Annotated in this window: 1 protein-coding gene; it reads left to right on the plus strand. The window is 72.6% G+C overall.

All coding sequences use genetic code 11. The features are described 5' to 3' along the window. The first annotated feature begins 276 nt into the window (after positions 1 to 276). A complete protein-coding gene (locus tag QTI51_RS28535; RefSeq protein ID WP_286517045.1) occupies positions 277 to 22917 on the plus strand; it encodes an Ig-like domain-containing protein in 22641 nt (7546 codons plus the stop codon). The last annotated feature ends 4 nt before the right edge of the window (positions 22918 to 22921 follow it).

Consider the following 22921-nt stretch of genomic DNA (forward strand, 5'->3'; position numbering starts at 1 on the left):
CAATTCGGCGCCGCTATTCGGTCGCGTGTATGCAATTTCGTTTCAGGGATTGCACTTATTACAAATTCGAGGATGGGAATTCGTGTCGGACAAATGCTGACATCTACGGTAATAAAGTATTACTTTTCAGTGAATTTCAATAAAAACCCAAGGAAATCTAAGACTTAGAGCCGCATTGCTAATTTCGTCATCATTGTTAAATTGTGTTTTCAATGGCGCTTCCGGGTGCCTCTTTGGAAATAGATTGATCTGACATTGGGGGGCGGAATGGTCTCGTTGGAAATAATCGAAAAGCGTGGCGGTGCGGTCAACAAGATTGCGTCATCCAGCGAGATTTCCCTTTCAGAGGCGTCGGTTGTCCGGCTCGACCTGTCGCGCGCGCAGGTCGCCGGCATGCGCCGGGTGGGCGACGACCTCGTGGTGACCACCACCGCGGGGGAAACGCTCACGGTGCACGGCTTCTTCACGACCTACGGCGGGGCACGCAGCGACCTGGTGCTCAACGGCGAGGGGGGCGAGTGGCTGGTCAACCTGGGGGACGTGCAGGGCGCGCAGGGTGAACTGGCGGTCGGCTACACCGGCATCGATTCCGTAGAACCCTTGCTGCTGCACCAGGGCATCGACCTGGGCGCGCTGCCCTGGGTGATCGGCGGCGGCGTGGTGGCCGGCGCGATCGCCAGCGGCGGTGGCGGCGACGACGGGCCGGGCATCGCGCCCTTCCCGCCTGTTCTTCCGCCACCACCCCCTCCGGCGCCGCCGCCCACGGGGCCGGTCGACACCACCCCGCCGAACCAGCCCACCGTGCGCCCGACCGCCGGCGGCACCATCACCGGCACCGCGGAGCCGGGCGCGCTGGTCACCGTCACCGACGGCAACGGCCGCGTCATCGGCAGCGCCACCGCCGGCCCGGACGGCAGCTACACCGTCACCCCGAGCACGCCACCGCCCGACGGCACCGTGCTGCACGTGGTGGCCACCGACCCGGCCGGCAACGCGAGCCCGCCCGCCACCGTTACCGTCGATGCCGTGCCGCCGGCCCCGCCCACGGTGAACCCCACCGACGGCAGCCCCATCACCGGCACCGCCGAGCCGGGATCGCTGGTGACGGTGAAGGACGGCAACGGCAACGTGATCGGCAGCGCCACCGCCGGCGCCGATGGCCGCTACACGCTCACGCCCGCCACCACCCCGCCGGACGGCACGGTGCTGCAGGTCAGCGCCACCGACGCCGCGGGCAACACCAGCCCCGCCGCGACCGCCACGGTCGACAGCACCCCACCCGCGGCGCCCGTGCTCAACCCGACCGACGGCCAGCCCATCACCGGCACGGCCGAGCCCGGCGCGGTGGTCACGCTGAGCGTCGGCGGCACCGTCATCGGCAGCGTCACCGCCGCGCCCGACGGCAGCTTCAGCTTCACGCCCGCCACGCCGCCCGCGCAGGGCACGGTGATCGTCGCCGTGGCCACCGACGCCGCCGGCAACACCAGCGCGCAGGCCACGGCCACGGTGGACGCCACCTCGCCCACGCCCACCGTGAACCCGACCGACGGCAGCCCCATCACCGGCACGGCCGAGCCGGGCTCGGTGGTGACGGTGAAAGACGACAACGGCAACGTCATCGGCAGCGCCACCGTGGCGCCCAACGGCAGCTACAGCATCGTGCCCGCCACCACGCCGGCGAACGGCACGGTGCTGCACGTGAGCGCCACCGACGCCGCAGGCAACACCAGCGCCGAAGCCACCACCACGGTCGACAGCGTGGCGCCCGCCACCCCCACCGTGGCCCTGACCGACGGCAGCCCCATCACCGGCACCGCCGAGCCCGGTTCGCTGGTGACGGTGAAGGACGGCGCCGGCAACGTCATCGGCAGCGCCACCGCGGCGCCCAACGGCACGTACAGCATCGTGCCGGCCACCACGCCGGCGAACGGCACCGTGCTGCACGTGACCGCCACCGACGCGGCCGGCAACACCAGCCCCGAGGCCACCGTCACGGTCGACAGCGTGGCGCCGCCCGCGCCCACGGTGAACGCGACCGACGGCAGCCCCATCACCGGCACGGCCGAGGCCGGCGCGCTGGTGACGGTCACCGACGGCAACGGCACCGTGCTCGGCAGCGCCACCGCGGCGCCCAACGGCGTGTACACCATCGTGCCCGCCACCGCGCCGCCGAACGGCACGGTGCTGCACGTGGTGGCCACCGACGCCACCGGCAACGCCAGCCCCGAGGCCACCACCACGGTCGACAGCGTGGCCCCCGGCGCGCCCACCGTGAACGCGACCGACGGCAGCCCCATCACCGGCACCGCCGAGCCGGGCTCGCTGGTGACGGTGAAGGACGGCAACGGCAACGTCGTCGGCAGCGCCACCGCGGCACCCGACGGCAGCTACAGCATCGTGCCCGCGACCCCGCCCGCGAACGGCACCGTGCTGCACGCCACGGCCACCGACGCGGCCGGCAACACCGGCGCCGAGGGCACGGCCACGGTCGACAGCGTGGCCCCCGGCGCGCCCACCGTGAACGCGACCGACGGCAGCCCCATCACCGGCACCGCCGAGCCGGGCTCGCTGGTGACGGTGAAGGACGGCGGCGGCAACGTCATCGGCAGCGCCACCGCGGCACCCAACGGCACGTACAGCATCGTGCCGGCGACCACCCCGCCGAACGGCACGGTGCTGCACGTGACCGCGACCGACGCCGCCGGCAACGCCAGCTCCGAGGCCACCGCCACCGTCGACAGCGTGGCGCCGCCCGCGCCCACGGTGGACCCGACCGACGGCAGCCCCATCAGCGGCACGGCCGAGGCCGGCACGCTGGTCACCATCACCGATGGCGGCGGCACGGTCATCGGCAGCGTCACCGCGGCGCCCAACGGCACCTGGAGCTTCACGCCGGCCACGCCGCCAGCCAACGGCACGGTCCTGAACGTCACCGCCACCGACGCGGCCGGCAACACCAGCACGGCGGGCACCGGCACGGTCGACAGCGTGGCCCCGGTCATCGCAGTGGCGATCGTGAACGACGCCAACGACGACGGCTTCATCAACGCCGGGGAGAAGGGCGCCAACGTCACCGTCAAGGTGTCGCTGGTGTCGGGCGCGGCGGTGGGCGACGTGATCGACGTCACCGACGGCAGCCATGTGGTGAGCGTCACGCTGGGCGCGGCGGACGTGGCCAACGGCTTCGTCAACGTCGCCTTCGCCAACCCGGCGGAGGGCGCGACGCTCGCCGTGAGCGCCACCAGCCGCGACCTGGCCGGCAATGTCTCGGCACCGGCCACCGACAGCGCCACGCTGGACACCACGCTGGCCGTGTCCGGCCTGGCGCTGGACCCCGTCACGTCCGACAACGTGGTCAACGCGGCCGAGGCCGGCACCACCGTGGCCGTGAGCGGCACCGCCACCGGCACGCAGGCCGGCAACGTGGTCACGCTGGTGGTCAACGGCGTGAGCTACAGCGGCACCGTGGACGCGGGCGGCCACTGGAGCATCGCGGTGGCCGGCAGCGACCTGGTGGCCGACGCCGACCGCACGGTGGACGCCAGCGTGGTCACCACCGACGCGGCCGGCAACACCGCCACCGGCACCGCCACCCAGGCCTACGGCGTGAGCACGGCGTCGCCGGCCATCGCCATCGGCGAGCCGGTGGCCGGCGACGACCTCGTCAACGCGGCGGAAGACCATGCGCTGGTGGTCCGCGGCACCACGTCGAACGTGGAAAACGGCCAGACCGTCACCGTCACCTTCAGCGACGGCACCCACACCGTGACGGCCACGGCCGTCGTCGCGGGCAACGCCTGGACCGCCAACGCCGCCGACATCAGCGAGCTCACCAACGGCCCGGTGACCATCCGCGTCGACGTGCAGGACCTGGCGCTCAACCCCGCCACCGACACCCACACCGTGACGCTGGACAACGTGGCGCCGGTGCAGGCCGCGGCCATTGCCACGTACACCGACAACGTGGGCGCCGACCAGGGCACCGTGGCCGGCGGCGGCGTCACCGACGACACCACGCCGGTGCTCAACGGCACGCTGAGCGCGGCGCTGGGCGCGGGCGACACGGTGCGCATCTACGACGGCACCACGCTCGTGGGCACCGCGACGGTCACCGGCACCACCTGGACCTTCGCGACGCCCGCGCTGGCCAACGGCAGCACCCACAGCTACACCGCGGTGGTGACCGACGCCGCGGGCAACCAGGGCACGGCCTCGGCCGGCTTCACCCTCGCCATCGACACCACGCCGCCCACGCAGACGGCGGCCATCAGCGGCTACACCGACGACGTGGGCACCGACCAGGACACCTTCGGCAGCGGCACCGTCACCGACGACACCACGCCCACGCTGAACGGCACGCTGAGCGCGCCGCTGGGCGTGGGCGACACGGTGCGCATCTACGACGGCGCCACGCTGGTGGGCACCGCCACCGTCACGGGCAACAACTGGAGCTTCACGCCGCCCGCGCTGGCCGACGGCAGCACGCACAGTTACACCGCAGTGGTCGCGGACACCGCCGGCAACCTGGGCACGGCCTCGGCCCCGCTCACCTTCACGGTGGACGCCACGCCACCCGCGCAGACCGCGGGCATCGGCGGCTACACCGACAACGTGGGCATCGCCACCGGCAGCTTCGGCAGCGGCACCACCACCGACGACACCACGCCCACGCTCACCGGCACGCTCAGCGCGGCGCTGGGCGCGGGCGACGTGGTGCGCATCTACGACGGCGCCACGCTGGTCGGCACGGCCACGGTCAACGGCACCGCGTGGAGCTTCACGCCCGCGGCACTGGCCGACGGCAGCACGCACACCTACACCGCCGTGGTGGCCGACGCGGCGGGCAACCAGAGCGCGCCCTCGACCGCGCTCACGCTCACCGTCGACACCACCGCGCCCACGCAGACCGCGGCCATCGGCGGCTACATCGACAACGTCGGCACGCTGCAGGCCACCTACGGCAGCGGCACTGCCACCGACGACACCACGCCCACGCTCACCGGCACGCTGAACGACGTGCTCGGCGCGGGCGACACCGTGCGCATCTACGACGGCGGCACCTTCGTGGGCACCGCCACGGTCAACGGCACCGCGTGGACCTTCACGCCGACCGCCCTGGCCAATGGCTCCACGCACACCTACACGGCCGTGGTGAGCGACGCGGCGGGCAACCTGGGCACGGCTTCGGCCGGCCTGGTGCTCACGGTCGACACCACCGCGCCCACGCAGACCGCGAGCATCGGCGGCTACACCGACGACGCGGGCACGCTGCAGGGCAACTTCGGCAGCGGCACCACCGACGACACCACGCCGGTGCTGAACGGCACGCTGAGCGCCGCGCTGGCCACGGGCGACGTGCTGCGCATCTACGACGGCGGCACGCTCGTCGGCACCGCCACGGTCACCGGCACCACCACGGTCACCGGCACCACCTGGAGCTTCACGCCGCCGCCGCTCACCGAAGGCGTGCCCCACAGTTACACCGCCGTGGTGGCCGACGCCGCGGGCAACGAGGGCGCGGCCTCGCCGCCGCTGGCGCTCACGCTGGACACCACGCCGCCCGCGCAGACGACGCTGGTCATCACGTACACCGACAACGCCGGCGCGCAGACCGGCGACTTCGGCAGCGGCACCACCACCGACGACACCACGCCGGTGCTCAACGGCACGCTGAGCGCCGCGCTGGGCGCGGGCGACACGGTGCGCATCTACGAAGGCACCACGCTGCTGGGCACGGCCACCGTGAACGGCAACACCTGGACCTTCGCCACGCCGGGCCTGCTCGACGGCAGCACCCACACCTACACGGCGGTGGTGACTGACGCCGCGGGCAACGAGGGCACGCCGTCGGCCGGCTTCACGCTGAGCGTGGAGACCAACGGGCCGTCGCAGCTGGCCACGGTGGTTTCGTACACCGACGACGCCGGCACCAACCAGGGCAGCTTCGGCAGCGGCGTGCCGACCGACGACGCCACGCCGGTGCTCAACGGCACGCTCAGCGCCGCGCTGGGCACGGGCCAGGTCGTGCGCATCTACGACGGCGCCACGCTGGTGGGCACCGCCACCGCCACGGGCAGCACGTGGACCTTCGCGCCCGGCGCGCTCGCCACCGGCAGCACGCACACCTACACCGCGGTGGTGGCCGACGCGGCCGGCCTCGAGAGCACGCCCTCGGCCGGCTTCGTGCTCACCGTGGACACCACGCCGCCCGCGCTCACCGCGGGTATCGCGGGCTACACCGACGACGCGGGCGCCAACCAGGGCAGCTTCGGCAGCGGCGTGCCCACGGACGACACCACGCCGGTGCTCACCGGCACGCTGAGCGGCGCCCTGGGCGCGGGCGACGTGGTGCGCATCTACGAAGGCGGCACGCTGGTCGGCACCGCCGTCGTCAGCGGCACGACGTGGAGCTTCGCCACGCCCGCGTTGACCAACGGCAGCACCCACACCTACACCGCCGTGGTGGCCGACGCCGCGGGCAACGAGGGCGCGCCCTCCGCGGGCTTCACGCTCGCCGTCGACACCACGCCCCCCGCGCAGACCGCGGCCATCGGCGGCGCCACCGACGACGTCGGCACGCAGCAGGGCCCGCTGGCCAACGGCGCCGTCACCGACGACACCACGCCCACGCTGAACGGCACGCTGAGCGCGCCGCTGGCGGCGGGCGACACGGTGCGCATCTACGACGGCGCGACCTTCATCGGCACCGCCACCGTCACGGGCAGCAGCTGGAGCTTCACGACCCCGGCGCTGGCGGACAGCGGTGCGGGCGGCAGCCACAGCTTCACCGCGGTGGTGGCCGATGCCGCGGGCAACCTGGGCACGGCGAGCACGCCGTTCACGCTCACGGTGGACACCAGCGTGCCGGCGCAGACCGCGAGCATCGGCGGCTACACCGACGACGTCGGCAGCGTGCAGGGCAGCTTCGGCAGCGCCAGCAACGGCGGCACCACCGACGACACCACGCCCACGCTGAACGGCACGCTGAGCGCGCCGCTGGGCGCCGGCGACACGGTGCGCATCTACGACGGCGCCACGCTGGTGGGCACGGCCACGGTCAACGGCGCGAGCTGGAGCTTCACGCCCGCCGCGCTGGCCAACGGCAGCACGCACAGCTACACGGCGGTGGTGGCCGACGCGGCCGGCAACCAGGGCACGGCCTCGCCCGCGTTCACGCTCACGGTGGACACCACGCCGCCCGCGCAGACCGCCACGCTGGCGGGCTACATCGACAACGTCGGCACCGTGCAGGGGAGCTTCGGCAGTGGCAGCAACGCAGGCAGCACCGACGACACCACGCCCACGCTGAACGGCACGCTGAGCGCGCCGCTGGGCGCGGGCGACACGGTGCGCATCTACGACGGCGCCACGCTGGTGGGCACCGCGACGGTGAGCGGCACCACGTGGAGCTTCACGCCTGCCGCGCTCACGGACGGCAGCACGCACAGCTACACGGTGGTGGTGGCCGACGCGGCCGGCAACCAGGGCGCGGCCTCCGCGCCGCTGGTGCTCGCCATCGACACCACGGCGCCCGCGCTCACCGCGGGCATCGTCTCGTACACCGACAACGCCGGCAGCAACCAGGGCAGCTACGGCAGCGGCGTGCCGACCGACGACACCGCACCGGTGCTCAACGGCACGCTGAGCGCGGCGCTGTCGGCGGGCGACACCGTGCGCATCTACGAGGGCAGCACCCTCGTGGGCACGGCCACGGTCAACGGCACCACGTGGAGCTTCGCCACGCCGGCGCTTGCCAACGGCAGCACCCACACCTACACGGCCGTGGTGGCCGACGCGGCGGGCAACGAGGGCACGCCCTCGGCCGGCTTCGCGCTCACGGTGGACACCACGCCGCCCACGCAGACGACGCTGCTCATCACGTACACCGACAACGTCGGCGCGCAGACCGGCGACTTCGGCACCGGCACCACCACCGACGACACCACGCCGGTGCTCAACGGCACGCTGAGCGCGCCGCTGGGCGCGGGCGACACGGTGCGCATCTACGAAGGCGCCACGCTGCTGGGCACGGCCAGCGTGAACGGCAACACCTGGACCTTCGCGACGCCCGCGCTGGCCGACGGCAGCATCCACACCTACACGGCGGTGGTGGCCGACGCGGCCGGCAACCAGGGCACGGTCTCGGGCGGCTTCACCGTGGTGGTGGACGCCACGCCGCCCGCGCAGACCGCGGTGGTCACCGGCTACACCGACAACGTGGGCACCAACCAGGGCAGCTTCGGCAGCGGCACCACCACCGACGACATCACGCCGGTGCTCAACGGCACGCTCGGCGGGCCCATCGGCGCGGGCGACACGGTGCGCATCTACGACGGCGGCGTGCTCGTGGGCACGGCGACGGTGAGCGGCGCGAGCTGGAGCTTCGCCACGCCCGCGCTGGCAGGCAACGGTACGGGCAGCACCCACAGCTACACCGCGGTGGTGACCGACGCGGCGGGCAACCAGGGCACGGCCTCGCCCGCCTTCACGCTCACCGTGGACCTCACGCCGCCGGCGCAGGCCGCGGCCATCGTCTCGTACAGCGACAACGTCGGCATCGCGCAGGGAACGCCGGGCAGCGGCAGCGTCACCGACGACACCACGCCGGTGCTCAACGGCACGCTGAGCGCCGCGCTGGGCACGGGAGACACCGTGCGCATCTACGAGGGCGGCACGCTGGTGGGCACCGCCACGGTGACCGGCACGAGCTGGACCTTCGCGACGCCCACGCTCATCAACGGCAGCACCCACACCTACACGGCGGTGGTGGCCGACGCGGCGGGCAACGAAAGCCCCGCATCGCCCGCCTTCACCCTCACGGTGGACACCACGCCGCCGGCGCAGACCGCCAGCTTCTCCGGCTACACCGACGACGTGGGCACGGTGCAAGGCAGCTTCGGCAGCGGTGTGCCCACCGACGACACCGCGCCCGTGCTCGAGGGCATGCTCAGCGCGCCGCTGGCCGCGGGCGACACGGTGCGCATCTACGACGGCGCCACCTTCGTCGGCACGGCGACGGTGAACGGCACCATGTGGAGCTTCGCCACGCCGGTGCTGGCGGACGGCAGCAGCCACAGCTACACGGCGGTGGTGGCCGACGCGACCGGCAACCTGGGCGCGGCCTCTTCGCCGCTGGTGCTGGCGGTGGACACCACGCCGCCCGCGCAGGCCACGGCCATCGCCAACTACACCGACAACGCCGGCACGCTGCAGGGCAGCTACGGCAGCGGCAGCAACGGCGGCAGCACCGACGACACCACGCCGGTGCTCAACGGCACGCTGAGCGCGGCGCTGGCCACGGGCGACACGGTGCGCATCTACGACGGCGGCGTGCTCGTGGGCACCGCGACCGTCACGGGCACGAGCTGGAGCTTCGCCACCCCCGTGCTGCTGGACGGCAGCAGCCACAGCTACACGGCCGTCGTGGCCGACGCGGCGGGCAACGAAGGCACGCCCTCGGCCGCCTTCGCGCTCGCGGTGGACACCACGCCGCCCGCGCAGACCGCCAGCCTTGGCGGCTACATCGACAACGTGGGCGCGCTGCAGGCCACCTTCGGCAGCGGCACCAGCACCGACGACACCACGCCCACGCTCACCGGCACGCTGAGCGCCGCGCTGAACGCGGGCGACGTGGTGCGCATCTACGAAGGTGCCACGCTGGTGGGCACCGCGACGGTGACCGGCACGACCTGGACTTTCGCCACGCCCACGCTCATCAACGGAAGCACCCACACCTACACGGCCGTGGTGGCCGACGCGGCGGGCAACGAAGGCGCGGCCTCCGCCGGCCTCACGCTCACGGTGGACACCACGCCGCCCGCGCAGACCGCCAGCTTCACCGGCTACACCGACGACGTGGGCACCGTGCGCGGCAGCTTCGGCAGCGGCGTGCCGACCGACGACACCGCGCCCGTGCTCAACGGCACGCTGAGCGCGGCGCTGGCCGCGGGCGACACGGTGCGCATCTACGACGGCAGCACCTTCATCGGCACCGCCACCGTCACCGGCACCACATGGAGCTTCGCCACGCCGGTGCTGGTGGACGGCAGCACCCACACCTACACGGCGGTGGTGGCCGACGCGGCCGGCAACCTGGGCGCGGCATCGGCCGGCCTGGTGCTGGCCGTGGACACGACCCCGCCGGCGCAGACGGCGGCCATCGCCACGTACACCGACAACGCCGGCACGAACCTGGGCAGCTTCGCCAGCGGCGTGCCGACCGACGACACCACGCCGGTGCTCAACGGCACGCTGAGCGCGGCGCTGGGCACGGGCGACACGGTGCGCATCTACGACGGCACCACGCTGGTCGGCACCGCGACGGTCACGGGCACGACGTGGACCTTCGCCACGCCCACACTGGCGAACGGCAGCACCCACAACTACACGGCCGTCGTGGCCGACGCGGCGGGCAACGAGGGCACGCCTTCCACCGGCTTCGTGCTGGTGGTGGACACCACGCCGCCCGCGCAGACCGCGAGCCTCGACGGCTACGTCGACAACGCGGGCGTGCTTCAGGCCACCTTCGGCAGCGGCACCACCACCGACGACACCACGCCTACGCTGAACGGCACGCTGAGCGCGGCGCTGGGCGCGGGCGATGTGGTGCGCATCTACGACGGCGCCACGCTGGTCGGCACCGCGACCGTCACCGGCACCGCATGGACCTTCACGCCCACGGCGCTGGTCGACGGCAGCACGCACACCTACACGGCCGTGGTCACCGATGCAGCAGGCAACCAGGGCACGCCTTCGACCGGCCTCACGCTCACCGTGGACACCACGCCACCCACGCAGACGGCGAGCGTGGCGGGCTACATCGACAACGTCGGCACGCTGCAGGCCACCTACGGCAGCGGCACCACCACCGACGACACCACGCCCACGCTCACCGGCACGCTGAGCGCGGCGCTGGGCACGGGCGACACGGTGCGCATCTACGACGGCGCGACCTTCGTCGGCACCGCCACCGTCAACGGCACGGCGTGGACCTTCACGCCCACCGCGCTGACGGACGGCACCACGCACACCTACACCGCGGTGGTCACCGATGCCGCGGGCAACCTCGGCACGCCCTCGACCGGCCTGGTGCTCACCGTCGACACCTCGGCGCCCACGCAGACGGCGGCCATCGCCACGTACACCGACAACGTCGGCACCAACATCGGCGATGCCGCCAGCGGCGTGCCGACCGACGACACCACGCCGGTGCTCAACGGCACGCTGAGCGCGGCGCTGGGCACGGGCGACACGGTGCGCATCTACGACGGCACCACGCTGGTCGGCACCGCGACGGTGACCGGCACGACGTGGACCTTCGCCACACCCACATTGGCGAACGGCAGCACGCACAGCTACACGGCCGTCGTGGCCGATGCGGCGGGCAACGAGGGCACACCTTCAACCGGCTTCGTGCTGGTGGTGGACACCACGCCGCCCGCGCAGACCGCGAGCCTCGATGGCTACGTCGACAACGCGGGCGTGCTGCAGGCCACTTTCGGCAGCGGCACCACCACCGACGACACCACGCCCACGCTGAACGGCACGCTGAGCGCGGCATTGGGTGCGGGCGACGTGGTGCGCATCTACGACGGCACCACGCTGGTCGGCACGGCCACGGTCAACGGCACCGCATGGACCTTCACGCCCACGGCGCTGACGGACGGCAGCACGCACACCTACACGGCCGTGGTCACCGATGCCGCAGGCAACCAGGGCACGCCTTCGACCGGCCTCACGCTCACGGTGGACACCACGCCACCCGCGCAGACGGCGAGCGTCGGCGGCTACATCGACAACGTCGGCACGCTGCAGGCCACCTACGGCAGCGGCACCACCACCGACGACACCATGCCCACGCTCACCGGCACGCTCAGCGCGGCGCTGGGCACGGGCGACACGGTGCGCATCTACGACGGCGCGACCTTCGTCGGCACCGCCACGGTCAACGGCACGGCCTGGACCTTCACGCCGAGCGCATTGACCGACGGCACCATGCACACCTACACCGCGGTGGTCACCGATGCCGCGGGCAACCTCGGCACGCCCTCGACCGGCCTGGTGCTCACCGTCGACACCTCGGCGCCCGCGCAGACCGCGAGCATCGGCGGCTACATCGACAACGTGGGCACGCTGCAGGGCACCTACGGCAGCGGCAGCAACGGCGGCACCACCGACGACACCACGCCGGTGCTCACCGGCACGCTCAGCGCCGCCATCGGCGCGACGGACGTGGTGCGCATCTACGACGGCACCACGCTGGTGGGCACCGCCACGGTCACGGGCACCACCTGGACCTTCGCCGCGCCCGTGCTGGCCGACGGCACCACCCACAGCTACACGGCCGTGGTGGCCGACGCCGCGGGCAACGAGGGCACGCCCTCGGGCAGCCTGGCCTTCGGCGTCGACACTACCGCGCCCACGCAGGCCGCGACCTTCCTCGGCTACATCGACGACGTGGGCACGCTGCAAGGCAGCTTCGGCAGCGGCACCACCGACGACCCCACGCCCACGCTCACCGGCACGCTCAGCGCCGCCATCGGCGCGACGGACGTGGTGCGCATCTACGACGGCGCCACGCTGGTGGGCACCGCCACGGTCACGGGCACCGGCTGGAGCTTCGTGCCGCCCGCGCTGACCGAAGGCGTTGCCCACAGCTACACCGCAGTGGTGGCCGACGCGGCGGGCAACGAGGGCACGGCGTCGCCGGTGCTCGCGCTCACGCTGGACACCACGCCGCCGGCGCAGTCCGCCGCCATCGTCAACTACGCCGACAACGCCGGCACGCAGGCCGGCGACTTCGGCAGCGGCACCGAAACCGACGACACCACGCCGGTGCTCAACGGCACGCTGACGGCCGCGCTGGGCGCGGGCGACACGCTGCGCATCTACGACGGCGCCACCTTCGTGGGCACCGCCACGGTCAACGGCACCGCCTGGAGCTTCGCCACCCCCGGCCTGCTCGACGGCAGCACCCACAGCTACACGGCCGTGGTGGCCGACGCCGCGGGCAACGAAGGCGCGGTGTCGCCGGCCTTCACGCTGAGCGTGGTCACCACCGGGCCGTCGCAGCTGGCCACCGTGGCCTCGTACACCGACGACACCGGCACCAACGTGGGCAGCTTCGGCAGCGGCGTGCCGACCGACGACACCGCGCCGGTGCTCAACGGCACACTCAGCGCGGGCCTGGGCGCGGGCGAGTTCGTGCGCATCTACGACGGCGCCACGCTGGTGGGCACCGCGACGGTCACGGGCACCACCTGGACCTTCGCCACGCCCGTGCTGGCCGACGGCAGCACCCACAGCTACACAGCCGTGGTGACCGACGCGGCGGGCAACGAGAGCACGCCGTCGCCGGCCTTCGTGCTCGCGGTGGACACCACCGCGCCCGCGCAGACCGCGGCCATCGGCGGGTACACCGACGACGCGGGCACGCTGCAGGGCGGCTTCGCCAGCGGCACCACCACCGACGACACCACGCCGGTGCTCAACGGCACGCTGAGCGCGGCGCTGGGCGCGGGCGACGTGGTGCGCATCTACGAGGGCACCACGCTCGTGGGCACCGCCACCGTCAGCGGCACCAGCTGGAGCTTCGCCACGCCCGCTCTTGCCAGCGGCAGCACGCACACCTACACGGCGGTGGTCGCGGACGCGGCGGGCAACGAGGGCGCGGCATCGCCGGGCCTCACGCTCACGGTGGACACCACCGCGCCGGCGCAGACCGCCACCATCGGCGGCTACACCGACGACGTCGGCACGCTGCAGGCCACCTACGGCAGCGGCACCACCACCGACGACACCACGCCCACGCTCACCGGCACGCTCAGCGCCGCGCTGGCCGCGGGCGATACCGTGCGCATCTACGACGGCGGCACCTTCGTGGGCACCGCCACCGTCAACGGCCCTGCCTGGACCTTCACGCCGCCCGCGTTGGCGGACGGCACCACGCACACCTACACGGCGGTGGTGAGCGACGCCGCGGGCAACCTCGGCACGCCATCGACCGGGCTGGTGCTCACCGTCGACACCACGGCCCCCACGCAGACCGCGTCCATCGGCGGCTACATCGACGACGTCGGCACGCTGCAGGCCACCTACGGCAGCGGCACCAGCACTGACGACACCACGCCCACGCTCACCGGCACGCTGGGCGCCGCGCTGGGCACGGGCGACGTGGTGCGCATCTACGACGGCGCCACGCTCGTCGGCACCGCGACGGTCACGGGCACGAGCTGGAGCTTCACGCCGCCGGCACTCGCCAACGGCAGCACCCACAGCTACACGGCGGTGGTCGCCGACGCGGCGGGCAACGAGAGCACGCCGTCGGCTGCGTTCACGCTCACGGTGGACACGACCGCCCCCGTGCAGACCGCCACCATCGGCGGCTACACCGACAACGTCGGCACGCTGCAGGGCAGCTACGGCAGCGGCACCAGCACCGACGACACCACGCCGACGCTGACGGGCACGCTGAGCGCGGCGCTGGGCACGGGCGACGTGGTGCGCATCTACGACGGTGGCACGCTGGTCGGCACCGCGACGGTCACGGGCATCGGCTGGACCTTCACGCCCCCGGCACTGACGGACGGCAGCACCCACAGCTACACCGCGGTGGTGGCCGATGCGGCGGGCAACGAGAGCACGGCCTCCACGGCCTTCACGCTCACGGTCGACACGACGGCACCGGCGCAGACCGCCACCGTCACAGGCTACACCGACGACGTCGGCACGCTGCAAGCCACCTTCGGCAGCGGCACCAGCACCGACGACACCACGCCCACGCTCACCGGCACGCTCAGCGCGGCGCTGGCCACGGGCGACACGGTGCGCATCTACGACGGCGGCACGCTGGTGGGCACCGCGACGGTCACGGGCACCAGCTGGACCTTCACGCCCGCCGCGCTGGCCAACGGCAGTACCCACAGCTACACGGCGGTGGTGGCCGACGCCGCGGGCAACGAAAGCACCGCGTCGCCCGCGTTCACGCTCACGGTGGACACCACGCCGCCGATGCAGACCGCGGCCATCGATGGTTACATCGACGATGTCGGCACGCTGCAAGCCACCTACGGCAGCGGTACCGCCACGGACGACACCACGCCCACGCTGACAGGCACGCTCAGCGCCGCGCCGGCCACGGGCGACGTGGTGCGGATCTACGACGGCGCCACGCTCGTGGGCACCGCGACCGTCTCCGGCACCGCCTGGAGCTTCACGCCCCCGACACTGGCCAACGGCAGCACCCACGGCTACACGGCCGTGGTGGCCGACGCGGCGGGCAACGAGAGCACGCCGTCGCCGGTCTTCACGCTCACGGTGGACACCACGCCGCCCGCGCAGACCGCGGCCATCGGCGGCTACACCGACAACGTCGGCACGCTGCAGGGCAGCTACGGCAGCGGCACCAGCACCGACGACACCACGCCGACGCTCACCGGCACGCTGAGCGCGGCGCTGGGCACGGGCGACACCGTGCGCATCTACGACGGCGGCACGCTGGTCGGTACCGCGACGGTCACGGGCACCGGCTGGACCTTCACGCCGCCAGCGCTGACGGACGGCAGCACCCACAGCTACACCGCGGTCGTGGCCGACGCGGCGGGCAACGAGAGCACCGCGTCCGCGGCCTTCACGCTCACGGTCGACACCACGCCGCCCGCGCAGACCGCCAGCCTCGCCAGCTACACCGACAACGTCGGCACGCTGCAGGCCGCCTTCGGCAGCGGCACCACCACCGACGACACCACGCCCACGCTGAACGGCACGCTCAGCGCGGCCATCGGCGCGACGGACGTGGTGCGCATCTACGACGGCGGCACGCTGGTGGGCACCGCGACGGTCACGGGCACCAGCTGGACCTTCACGCCCCCCGCGCTGGCCAACGGCAGCACCCACAGCTACACGGCGGTGGTGGCCGACGCCGCGGGCAACGAAAGCACCGCCTCCGCGGCCTTCACCCTCACGGTGGACACCACGCCGCCGGTGCAGACCGCGGCCATCGCCGGCTACACCGACGACGTCGGCACGGTGCAGGGCAGCCTCGTCGGCAGCGGCACCAGCACCGACGACACCACGCCCACGCTCACCGGCACGCTGAGCGCCGCGCTGGGCACGGGCGACACGGTGCGCATCTACGACGGCGCCACGCTGGTCGGCACCGCGACGGTCACGGGCACCGCGTGGGCCTTCACGCCACCGGCACTGGCCGACGGCAGCACGCACAGCTACACCGCAGTGGTGGCCGACGCGGCGGGCAACGAGAGCACGGCCTCCGCGGCCTTCACGCTCACGGTCGACACCATCGCGCCGGTCCAGGTGACGGCCATCACCGGCTACACCGACAACGTCGGCATCGTGCAGGGCAGCCTCTTCGGCAGCGGCACCACCACCGACGACACCACGCCCACGCTCACCGGCACGCTCAGCGCGGCACTGGGCGCGGGTGACGTGGTGCGCATCTACGACGGGGCCACGCTGGTGGGCACCGCGACCGTCACCGGCACCGCCTGGAGCTTCACGCCGCCCGCGCTGGCCGACGGCAGCACCCACAGCTACACGGCGCGGGTGTCGGACGCCGCGGGCAACGAGGCCGCGCCGTCCGCCGCCTTCACCCTCACCGTGGACACCACCGCGCCGGCGCAGACCGCCAGCGTGACCGCCTACACCGACGACGCGGGCCTGCTGCAGGGCAGCTACGGCAGCGGCAGCAACGGCGGCAGCACCGACGACACCACGCCCACGCTCACCGGCACGCTCAGCGCGGCGCTGGCCACGGGCGACACGGTGCGCATCTACGACGGCGCCACCTTCGTCGGCACGGCCACGGTCACGGGCACCACCTGGAGCTTCGCGAGCGCGGCGCTTGCCAACGGCAGCACGCACACCTTCACCGCGGTGGTGGCCGACGCGGCCGGCAACCAGGGCCCGGCCGGCACCGCGCTCACGCTCACGGTGGACACCACGCCGCCCGCGCAGACCACGGCGGTGGCCAGCTTCACCGACGACGCGGGCATCGTGCTGGGCAACTTCGGCGGCGGCACCACCACCGACGACACCACGCCGGTGCTCAACGGCACGCTGAGCGCCGCGCTGGCCGCGGGCGACACGGTGCGCGTGTACGACGGCGCCACCTTCCTGGGCACCGCCACGGTCAGCGGCACCACGTGGACCTTCGCCACGCCCACGCTGGTCAACGGCAGCACGCACAGCTACACGGCGGTGGTGACCGACGCGGCCGGCAACCTGGGCACGGCCTCGCCGGCCTTCACGCTCACGATCGACACCACGCCGCCCGCGCAGACCACGGCCATCGCCAGCTTCGCCGACAACGCGGGCACCAACCAGGGCAACTTCGGCAGCGGCCTCACCACCGACGACACCACGCCCGTGCTCAACGGCACGCTCAGCGCGGCCATCGGCGCGAGCGACACGGTGCGCATCTACGACGGCGCCACCTACATCGGCAACGCCACCGTCACCGGCACCAGCTGGACCTTTGCCACGCCGGTGCTGCTGAACGGCAGCGGCCACACCTATACCGCGGTGGTGACCGACGCGGCGGGCAACCTGGGCACGCCGTCCGCGGCCTTCACGCTCACGGTGGACACCACGCCGCCCGCGCAGACGGCGGCCATCGGCAGCTACGCCGACGACGTGGGCATCCTCACCGGGCCGTTCGGCAGCGGCACCGCCACCGACGACACCACGCCGGTGCTCAACGGCACGCTGAGCGCGGCACTGGGCGCGGGCGACACGGTGCGCATCTACGACGGCGGCACGCTGGTGGGCACGGCCACGGTCAACGGCACCACCTGGAGCTTCGCGACGCCAGTGCTGGCCAACGGCAGCAGCCACACCTACACGGCGGTGGTGGCCGACGCGGCGGGCAACGAAGGCACGGCCTCGGCACCGCTGGCGCTCACGGTGGACACCACGCCGCCGGCGCAGACCGCCGCCGTCACGGCCTACCTGGACAACGCCGGCACCAACCAGGGCAGCTACGGCAGCGGCAGCACCACCGACGACACCACGCCCGTGCTCACCGGCACGCTCAGCGCGGCCATCGGCGCGACGGACACGGTGCGCATCTACGAAGGCGCCACCTACATCGGCAACGCCACCGTCACCGGCACCACCTGGAGCTTCGCGACGCCGGTGCTGCTGAACGGCAGCAGCCACACCTACACCGCGGTGGTGACCGACGCGGCGGGCAACCTGGGCACGGCCTCGGCCGGCTTCACCCTCGCCATCGACACCACGCCGCCGGCGCAGACGGCGCTCATCGCCAGCTTCGCCGACAACGTCGGCATCACCCAGGGCAACCTCGCCAGCGGCACCGTCACCGACGACACCACGCCGGTGCTCAACGGCACGCTGAGCGCGGCGCTGGGCGCGGGCGACGTGGTGCGCATCTACGACGGCGCCACGCTGGTCGGCACGGCCACCGTCAGCGGCACCGCCTGGACCTTTGCCGCGCCGGTGCTGGCCGACGGTTCCACGCACGTGTACACGGCGGTGGTGGCCGACGCGGCGGGCAACCAGGGCACGGCGTCGACCGCCTTCACGCTCACGGTGGACACCACGCCGCCGGCGCAGACCGCGCTCATCGTCAGCTTCGCCGACAACGTGGGCCTCAACCTGGGCAACTTCGGCAGCGGCGTGCCCACCGACGACACCACGCCGGTGCTCAACGGGACGCTCAGCGCGGCCATCGGCGCGACCGACACGGTGCGCATCTACGACGGCGCCACCTACATCGGCAACGCCACCGTCACCGGCACCAGCTGGACCTTCGCCACGCCGGTGCTGCTGAACGGCAGCACGCACGTGTACACCGCGGTGGTGGCCGACGCGGCGGGCAACCAGACGGCGGCCTCGGCGGGCTTCACGCTCACGGTGGACACCACCGCGCCCACGGCCGCGATCGACATCGTGTCGATCGCCGACGACACCGGCAACAGCGCGACCGACTTCCTCACGCGTGACACCTCGCTCACCGTGAACGGCACCGTGGGCACGCTGGGCGCGGGCGAGCGCGCGCAGATCAGCATCGACGGCACCACCTGGGTCGACCTCGCGGTGGTGGGCGGCGCGTGGTCGTTCGTGGACGCGCGCGTGCTCACCGGCGGCAGCTACACCTACCGCGTGCGCGTGGTCGACGCGGCGGGCAACCTCGGCGCGACCGACACGCAGGCCGTGGTGGTGGACGTCACCGCGCCCACGCAGGTGGCGGCTGTCGTGAGCTTCGTCGACAACCTGGGCCCGCTGACCGGCACGCTGCTGAGCGGCGCCATCACCGACGACACCAAGCCCGTGCTCAACGGCACCATCACCGCCGGCGTGGCCGCGGGCGACACCCTGCGCATCTACCAGGACGGCGTGCTGGTGCGCTCCATCGTGCTCACGGCCGGGCAGACCAGCTGGACGTACGCGCCGCCGGTGCTGGGCTTCGGGCTGCACAGCTACACCACGACGCTGGTCGACGCGGCGGGCAACGAGAGCACGCCCGGCGTGCCCTTCACGTTCACGGTCGACGCCACGGCCACGCTCACCGCGCTGGCCACCGACACCGGCGTGAGCGTGGCGGGCGGTTTTTCGAACAGCTCTGCGCTGAACACCGACCTGGTCACGCGCGACAGCACGCCGCTGCTCACCGGCACCATCGCCCGGGCGCTGCAGGCCGACGAGGTGGTGCGCATCAGCCTGGACGGCGGCCTCACCTGGACCACCGTGCAGGACGTGGACGGCGCCACCACCTGGAGCTACGCGCCCGCGGCCTACGCCGCCTCGGCCACCGTGGCCGCGCAGGTGCGCATCGAGAACACGGCCGACGGCACGCACGGCTCGGTCAACACGGTGAGCTACACGGTCGACCTGGTCGCGCCCACGCTGACGCTCACCGCGCCGGCGCTGGCCAACGCGGCCGCCATCGACGCCGACGGCGACCGCACCATCGCCGCGGGCACCGCCGTGTTCAGCAGCGCCGTGAGCGGCACGGCCGAGGTGGGCACCACCGTGGCGCTCATCAACGACGTGAACCACGACGGCATCTACACCGAAGGCGTGGACGTGGTGCTGGGCACCGCGCTGGTCGGCGCGGGCGGCGCGTGGTCGATCTCGGCGGCGCTGGGCACCGGCGTGGGCGCCTACCACCTGGGCTACGTGGTGTGGGATGCCGCGGGCAACCAGAGCCGCCTGAGCACCACCACGCAGGTCGACGTGGTGCCCGTGCTCGACCACCTGCCGGCCGCGGCCGCCGTGCACGGCACCAGCAACACCACCGGCTTCGGCGGCGCGATGGCCATCAACCTGCAGGGCAACTGGAGCTTCGCGGGCGACCAGGCGGTCTACAACGGCACCTCGCGCACCAACTACATCACCACCGACCTCGGGCAGCAGCTGCTGTCGGGCGGCACGTCGACCGCGTACTCGTTCTTCGACTACAACCTGGACGGCATCCTGGACGTCATCGGTACCGACGCCAACGCGGGCGGGGCCAACAGCACGCCGCTGTGGACCGGGGCGCTGGGCCTGGGCTACGTGCCCACCGCGGTGGGCACCGGCCTGAGCGGCGTGTCCAACGGCGGCGTGGCGGTGATCGACATGGACGGCGACGGCTACCTGGACGCCATCGTCGGCGACGGCGCGGGCGACTCGGCCTCGTTCGTGAAGAACACGCTGGGCGTGCTCAGCACCTACGGCAACGGCACCGCGCTGCTCCCGCCGGCCGCGGGCATCGCCAACCTGCAGACCGGGCGCGAGGTCTCGGGCGTGGACCTGAACAACGACGGCCGCGTGGACATCGCGCTGCACAGCACCACCACCACCACGCTGGGCAACAACAACGACTTCACGCTCACGCTGCTCACCAACAACGGCAAGGCCAGCCTGAACGGGTCGAACTGGACCGAGTCGCAGGCCATCAACGACGTGTTCGCGACCAACGCCGTCAGCGGCAACGCGACCGACGCGGTGTCGCTCACCTGGGCCGACTTCAACAACGACGGCTGGCTCGACCTGTACGTCAACAGCAGCAAGGCGGGCACGGCCAGCAAGGTGTACCTGAACAACGCGGGCACGCTGTCGACCACCGGCGTGTCGGTGGCCAACGACACGCTGGCCGGCGACGCCTCGGTGGCGGTCGACTGGAACGGCGACGGCCGCATGGACGCGGTGGAGCTCGACTACGCCACCGGCGTGGCCAACCTGTACACCAACAGCGGCAACGTGGCGGCCGGCGCCTGGGCCTCGCGCCAGCTCGCCGGGCTGGCGCCCAACAGCGTGAACAGCATTGCCGCGGCCGACTACGACTGGGACGGCGACGTCGACCTGCTCATCGGCATGAACGGCAGCACCGCCACGCAGCTGGTGGCCAACACCAACCAGGTGAAGGACGGCACCGCGCTGCACCTGCGCATCCTGAACGCGCAGGGCTTCAACGTGTACTTCGGCAACACGGTGCAGGTGTTCGACGCGCAGGGCGCGCTGGTGGCCACGCAGATCATCAACCCGCAGTCGGGCAGCTGGGGCAACGACAGCTCGGGCATCGTCAACGTGTTCGGCCTGGACCCCACGCAGACCTACACGGTGAAGCTGCTGGCCAACAACAACGGCGCCTCGGCCACCTACACCTGGAACGTGACGCCGGGCGACGCCACCAGCGCCCACCTGCTCACCACCACCGACGTGCCCGTGCTGCTGCCCAACGTGATGACCGGCACCGGCTACGACGACACCTACGTGGTGGGCAACGTGCTGGGCGGCAGCACGGTCTACAACGGCGGCGGCGGCTGGAACGCGCCGCTGCTGCCGGGCGAGACCAAGACCTGGTCGGCCACCGGCGGCATGGACATCGTCGATTTCCGCAACGCCGTGGCCGGCGTGGGCGTGGACCTGACGACCAACCTGGTCACGGGCTGGGGCATCCTGGGCACGGTGAACAACGTGGAGGGCGTGCGCGGCAGCGCGCTGGCCGACACCTTCGTGGGCAGCCTGGGCGACAACATGTTCGAGGGGCGCGGCGGCAACGACACCTACTTCCTGGGGCTGAACGCGGGCAACGACCGGCTGGTCTACAACCTGCTGAACGCCACCGACAAGGCCACCGGCGGCAACGGCAGCGACGTGGCCAACGGCTTCACGCTGGGCAGCATGGCCAACGCCGCCAGCACCGACGCCGACCTGATCGACCTGGGCGGGCTGCTGGCGGGCTACACCGGCACAGCGCACGTGTACCGCGACGCCGGCACCGGCAACTACGTGCTCGACCCCTCGTCGGCCGGGCTGCTGAACTACATCCACGTGACCAACGTGGGCGGCAACACGGTGATCGCGGTGGACCTGGGCGGCACCGGCAACTTCAGCACGCCGCTGCTCACGCTGACGGGCGTGACGACCTCGCTGGAAACCTTGCTGGGCAACGGGCAGTTGCTGATCGGGGGGGCCGGCAGCACCGGCGTCCAGTCGCTCGCGTCGTTCTCGGTCGCGCAGGACCAGGCCGAGCCCGTGGCGGCGGAGAAGAGCGCGCTGGCCGACACCGGCCACACGCTCGACCTGGCGGCCAACGGGCAGCAGGGCCACGAGACGCTGATGTACAAGCTGCTGTCCACCGCCGGCGCGAACAGCGCGACAGGCGGCAACGGCTTCGACGAGGTGAACGGCTTCAGGCTGGGCGCCTTCGAGACCAGCGCCGACGCCGACCGCATCGACGTGTCGGCGCTGCTGACCGGCTACGCCGCCCACAGCGGCGACCCCATCGGCAACTACCTGCAGCTGACCCAGAGCAACGGCAACACCGTGCTGAGCATCGACCGCGACGGCGCGGGCGGCGCGCAGTCGATGACGCCGCTGCTTTCGCTCAACGGCGTGAGCACCGACCTGGCGACGCTGCTGGCCAACCATCAGCTGGTGGTGGTCTGAGAAG

It is taken from the genome of Variovorax sp. J22G73 (genome assembly GCF_030317035.1).
GTDB lineage: Bacteria > Pseudomonadota > Gammaproteobacteria > Burkholderiales > Burkholderiaceae_C > Variovorax.